Origin of the sequence: Mesorhizobium sp. M5C.F.Ca.IN.020.32.2.1 (assembly GCF_004023105.1) — a bacterium.
GTDB lineage: Bacteria > Pseudomonadota > Alphaproteobacteria > Rhizobiales > Rhizobiaceae > Mesorhizobium > Mesorhizobium wenxiniae.
In genome coordinates, this window is record NZ_RZSX01000683.1 from 1 (window position 1) to 3,525 (window position 3,525).

4 protein-coding genes and 1 pseudogene are annotated in these 3,525 nt (G+C 63.1%); 2 read left to right on the plus strand and 3 right to left on the minus strand.

Annotated features, from left to right (window positions below; genetic code table 11):
* The first annotated feature begins 49 nt into the window (after positions 1-49).
* Positions 50-362, plus strand: a pseudogene (locus EOA86_RS26910) (endonuclease domain-containing protein).
* A 51-nt stretch (positions 363-413) separates the two neighbouring features.
* Here the strand turns inward: EOA86_RS26910 and epmA are convergent.
* On the minus strand, positions 414-1,460 hold the full coding sequence (epmA, locus tag EOA86_RS26915) for an EF-P lysine aminoacylase EpmA (RefSeq protein WP_065008642.1): 1,047 nt from the start codon (positions 1,458-1,460) through the stop codon (positions 414-416).
* Between the two features lie 129 nt (positions 1,461-1,589).
* Between epmA and efp the strand changes: the two genes are divergently transcribed.
* A complete protein-coding gene (gene efp / locus EOA86_RS26920) occupies positions 1,590-2,156 on the plus strand; it encodes an elongation factor P (RefSeq protein ID WP_065008677.1) in 567 nt (188 codons plus the stop codon).
* A 604-nt stretch (positions 2,157-2,760) separates the two neighbouring features.
* Here efp and EOA86_RS26925 read toward each other — a convergent pair.
* On the minus strand, positions 2,761-3,027 hold the full coding sequence (locus tag EOA86_RS26925; protein ID WP_127209436.1) for a hypothetical protein: 267 nt from the start codon (positions 3,025-3,027) through the stop codon (positions 2,761-2,763).
* Positions 3,028-3,163: 136 nt separating this feature from the next.
* The coding region (locus EOA86_RS26930; RefSeq protein ID WP_245497384.1) for a DUF6456 domain-containing protein at positions 3,164-3,525 on the minus strand (362 nt) is incomplete at its 5' end.

Sequence of the window (3,525 nt, forward strand, 5' to 3'; positions counted from 1 at the left end):
CAATGCCTCACACGCGGTTGCCCCACGAAATCGCGCCAATGCCAAGTCGATGCGCAAAGTCATGACCGACGCCGAATTGAAGCTCTGGAATGAGCTTCGCGCCCATCAGCTGATGGGCTCGGGTTCCGGAGACAATTTCCGATCGCTGGTTACATCGTCGACTTTGCTTGCCCGGAAAAGGAACTTGTCGTCGAAGTCGATGGTTCGCAGCATGCCGATGCCAATGAAGGCGATGAGGCGAGGACAAAGCGTCTGGAACAAGACGGCTGGACCATCCTGCGCTTCTGGAACGATGACGTCATTCTGACATTGACAACGTCTGCCAGCATATCGTCATCGAGGCCGGGCTGGACAGGCGCTGATCTTTGCCTTTGGCGTAGCGGCAGAGTCCCCCTCAGCCAATTCGCCTCGCCTCACAAACCCGCCATCGGCGTCCACATCACATCCTCGACCCGCATCGCCCCCGTCGCCAGCATCACCAGCCGGTCGAAGCCGAGTGCGGCGCCGCTTGCCTGCGGCATGATGGCGAGTGCGGAGAGGAAATCCTCGTCGATCGGATAGCGTTCGCCATAGACGCGCTCCTTCTCGTCCATCTCGATGGTGAAGCGCCGGCGCTGCTCGGCGGCGTCGGTCAGTTCGCCGAAGGCGTTGGCCAACTCGACGCCGCAGCAATAGAGCTCGAAGCGCTCGGCGGTCCTCGCATCATCCGCACTCGGCCGGGCAAGTGCTGCCTCCGAAATCGGATAGCCGTAAAGGATGGTGGCGCACCCCCGCCCCAGCATCGGCTCGATCTTTTCCACCATTACCCGGCTGAACAGATCGGCCCAATTGTCGTCCGGTGCGGTGCGTAGGCCCACCGCAACCAGCGCCGTGTACAACGCCTCACGATCAGTGCTGCCGTCGGCGGCGACCGTGGCCAGCAGGTCGATGCCGGCATAGCGCGCAAAAGCCTCGGCGACGCTCAACCGTTCCGGCTCGGCGAACGGATCGGCCTCGCGGCCGCGAAAGGAGAAACGCTTTGTGCCGGCCCGCTCGGCGGCCAGCGCGACAAGCCCGGCGCAATCCTCCATCAGGCGCTCATAGGTTTCATCAGCCCGGTACCATTCGAGCATTGTGAAGGACGGATGGTGCAAGGGGCCGCGCTCGCGGTTGCGATAGACGGCGCTCAGGCTGAAGATGCGCTTCTCGCCGGCGGTGAGCAGCTTCTTGCAGGCGAATTCCGGCGATGTGTGCAAATAGAGCGGCTGATGCTGCCCGTCGGGGCCGATCGCATCGGTGGCGAAGGCCGACAGATGCGCCTCGTTGCCGGGCGAGATTTGCAGCGCCGCCGTCTCCACCTCGACGAAGTCGCGGCGGGCAAACCAGTCGCGCAGGGCCGCAGTGATGGCATTGCGCAGGATCAGCCGCGGCCGGCGGTCGGCGTGAACATCAGGCGTCCACCAGGGCGAGGCGGCGGTCATGACAGAAGGATTCGCATCGAGGACTGGCGATTGCAGCCAAGATGCGCTAGGCCGCACCGGACGGCTCCCGCAGCCGATTTGCGCCAGTCGGCGCTCCCAGGCCAGTCAACACTCTTAGGAATGAAGCCCGTGAAGGTCATCGCCAGTTCCCTACGCAGAGGCAATGTCGTCGAAAAGGACGGCAAGCTCTATGTGATCCTCTTTGCCGAAAACATCCATCCCGGCAAGGGCACGCCGGTGACCCAGCTCGACATGCGCCGCATCTCCGATGGAGTGAAGGTTTCGGAGCGCTACCGCACCACCGAGCAGGTCGAGCGCGCCTATGTCGAGGAGCGCGAGCACACCTTCCTCTACCGCGATGGCGAGGGCTTTCATTTCATGAACCCGGAGAGCTACGACCAGGTCGCGGTGTCAGAAAGCGTGGTCGGCGAGATGGCGCCTTATCTCACGGAAGGCATGGCGGTGCAGATCTCGCAGCACAACGGCATTGCCATCTCGCTGGTGCTGCCGCAGCGCGCCACTTTCGAGGTGGTCGAGACCGAGCCGGTGACCAAGGGCCAGACGGCATCCTCGTCCTACAAGCCGGCGACGCTGTCCAACGGCGTGCGCACGCTGGTACCGCCGCACATCAGCGCCGGCACCCGCGTGGTGGTCATGACGGCCGACGGCGCGTACGTGGAACGCGCGAAGGATTGAGAGGTTGGGCAATGCGCGTCCAAGATGACGCTGTCGCGATGGGCGCCCGTGATGAAATTTGGCGCCAGGCGGGCGACAGGCGTCGCGTGCTGGAAGCCGACTGGACGCGCGGCGGCTAGTAGCGGGAGCAAATCGCGTACACAGCTGCCAGATATGTGAGTGCAATCGTGACGTAGGAGACCGCGAGTTCAGCCGCGATCGAGGAGATTTGAAGCAGCGTCACCTGAAAACCCTTTGTTAACTCTAACTCGCTAATACGCCTTAATCCTGTCTCTTAACAGCCCCAACGTATATGGTGAGCGCTCGCTACGGCGCCTGATCGTCGCAAAATGCTGACGTAGAGGCGCAACCCACGATTGCCCCGTACCACGATGCGGGCCGGGAAGAGCCTTCTTCACTGGACAGTGTAGCGGGGATTCAGCCAAGGATAAGACCCGCTATCAGAACCGTAAGGATCATCGACAGCGGAACGGCAAGAAGGCAGCACGCCTCCAAAGTGTTGATTTGCCAAGAGTTCATCGGGCGCTTCCCAGTTGGATTCCTGTCTAAACGGGCAAACCGGGACGGCAGTTCCACGAAAGATCTCCGGCCTCATCCACGCCGCTCATCGTGCCGATCGGCGCCAACCCTCATTCCCGGTCATCCAGCGAGCGCGCGCCAGATGCGTCGCCCAAGCCCGGAATGCCCGTTCCGGCTCCTGGTTCGGATCAATGTGCAGAACGGTGTAGGCGACCTCACGCCAATCGGCCCCGTCCGCCGAAGCATCGAGCAGCCGGATGTAAGTCAGCATGCAGTACTCGTCATAGGCGGTCAGCACCGAAGACGTCGGCGCCACGTCTGCGAAATGAGGGTCTAGCGGTGGCTTTGGCATTGCGATCTACCAGCAATGGCGCACCGTAACAGGCCGTCGAGAAGCCCGCGCCCTTCAATTGGAGGACGCTGGCGGATCGAGGTTCGCCTCTAGCCTGATCACCCATTGGTTCGGCGTCCCGCCGTCCGTTCGCGCCCTACCCCCGCGGCCGCCGCATCAGCATCATCCCGTAATGCACCGCCAACAAATCCAGCCCGACCTTGAGCAGTTTGGACACAACGTCCCGCGGCTCGCCCGTCTGTTCGGCGAGGCTCTTCACCGTTTCGCCATGGCAGCAGACTTTTTGCACCACGCCTGACACCTCCCAATGCGAAAGCGCGCTGGTGGCGTCGGCATAGGCGCGGCCGGCCGACAGGATGCGGTCGGCAACGCCGCCGCCGATGCGGCCGCCGTCGACGCGCTCCGTCAGCGCCATCGGCTTGACACCGTCCTGTGCCGAGACGCGAAAATCCTCACGGTAGCGCATACCCGCCTCGCGCTGCTGGCGCGACAGCGAGG

Bases quoted from the DNA above. Each gene is read 5' to 3' on its own strand.
- epmA (WP_065008642.1), bottom strand. From the start codon at position 1,460: ATGACCGCCGCCTCGCCCTGGTGGACGCCTGATGTTCACGCCGACCGC.
- EOA86_RS26925 (WP_127209436.1), bottom strand. From the start codon at position 3,027: ATGCCAAAGCCACCGCTAGACCCTCATTTCGCAGACGTGGCGCCGACG.